The organism is Moorena sp. SIO2C4 (genome assembly GCF_010672485.1).
GTDB classification, from domain to species: Bacteria; Cyanobacteriota; Cyanobacteriia; order Cyanobacteriales; family Coleofasciculaceae; genus Moorena; species Moorena producens.
In genome coordinates, this window is sequence record NZ_JAAHGN010001302.1 from 1 (window position 1) to 1,804 (window position 1,804).

Consider the following 1,804-nt stretch of genomic DNA (forward strand, 5'->3'; position numbering starts at 1 on the left):
TGTACTAATTTTAATGACGAACTGATCGGTAACGGGGAAGACAACATTTTATTGGGTTTAGACGGTGATAGATCCCTGATCGAAGCCGAAAATTCCATCAGCGATGCTCAGCTAACTGCTAAAATCATCACTACCATATGGCCAGAGTTGGCAAATCAACTACCAGAAATTGCCAAAGCCTTGGCTCCCCAGCCAGGAATTTTGGGAGATACTCGGATTTACTCCTTCCCCGGTGTCAATGGCAATAATGGTAACGGAGCTAGCAGTGTAGGTGACATCAACAAACTACTACTGTCTACCAGTGGCTTATCAATGATTAATGGTTTGTTAGAGGAAGGCAAGCTAGGGGAGTTGATTAGTCAAATCCGCCAGATGATGACTCACAACAGTAGCACAATCACCAGTAACACAATCACACCAAAGGAGAAGAAAACCCCGACCACGGATATCATCCCATCACGGCCACCAGCAACCTCAAACCTTACCGAAAAAAACCACCTTACCCAGCCAAGCATCAAGAAACCGAAATCAGGGAAAGGCTAAGGTGCGCTTGACCTTGGCGAATTAAATTCGCTATAGGTGGGCTTTCCAATGGGCGAGTAAATCGCCCTTGGATCCCACCTCAAGGTGCGCGAACGGGCGCGCACCTGAAGTATTAAGAATTCATAATTGATACTTCATGCTTCACAATTCATAGTTTCTTTGTATAGTTCGAGCAATCTTCGCTCCAATTTGATAACCTAGCTAAAATAATCTCGGAAGAAAAACAGCGTGGATATTCAAATTGGGCGAGGTAAGATAGCTCGCAGAGCCTACGGCATCGATGAAATTGCACTTGTTCCCGGACAGCGGACACTCGACCCCAGTTTGGCTGATACTCGCTGGCGTATTGGCGGTATTGAACGAGAAATTCCTATTATCGCCAGCGCTATGGATGGGGTGATTGATGTGTCCATGGCAGTCAAGTTGTCCCAAATTGGGGCAATGGGGGTTCTCAACTTAGAAGGGATTCAAACCCGTTATTCTGACCCATCACCCATTCTAGACCGCATTGCCTCGGTGGGAAATTCTGAGTTTGTTCCCCTGATGCAGGAACTTTATAGTTCACCGATTAAGCCAGAATTGATTACCCAGCGAATTCGGGAAATCAAAGACCAAGGTGCTATTGCAGCTGTGAGTCTGACCCCTGCTGGAGCCAGTAAATATAGTCAGGTAGTGGCAGAGGCTGGTGCTGATTTAATGTTTGTTCAAGCAACAGTCGTTTCTACAGCTCACCTGTCACCAGAGTCCATCAATCCCCTGGATTTGGCACAGTTTTGTCAGGATATGCCCATGCCAGTAATTTTGGGGAATTGCGTGACCTACGACGTTGCCCTCAATTTGATGAAAGTTGGGGCAACTGCTGTCTTGGTGGGTATTGGTCCTGGTGCTGCTTGTACCTCTCGGGGTGTCTTGGGTGTCGGTGTACCTCAGGCAACAGCAGTTGCAGATTGCGCTGCTGCCCGTGACGACTACTATCTCGAAACCGGTAACTATGTGCAAGTGATTGCTGATGGCGGTTTAATTACAGGAGGTGACATCTGTAAGTGTATTGCTTGTGGTGCTGATGGGGTGATGATTGGTTCTCCTTTCGCCCGTGCCAAAGAAGCTCCCGGACAAGGATTTCATTGGGGGATGGCAACCCCTTCCAGCGTGCTACCCCGTGGGACACGAATTAAAGTGGGCAGCACTGGCACACTTGAGCAAATTCTGACTGGACCAGCCCAAATGGATGATGGCACCCACAACCTTTTGGGAGCATTGA

General features: G+C 47.9%; 2 protein-coding genes. Both read left to right on the forward strand.

Going from position 1 to position 1,804, the window contains the following annotated elements; genetic code table 11:
• Nucleotides 1-543 (forward strand): flotillin domain-containing protein (locus tag F6K20_RS36870; RefSeq protein ID WP_287298177.1); only part of this gene is annotated, 543 nt, incomplete at its 5' end.
• 228 nt (nucleotides 544-771) lie between these two features.
• Nucleotides 772-1,804, forward strand: a 1,033-nt coding sequence (locus F6K20_RS36875; protein ID WP_287298179.1) for a GuaB3 family IMP dehydrogenase-related protein, incomplete at its 3' end; no start/stop codon positions are given.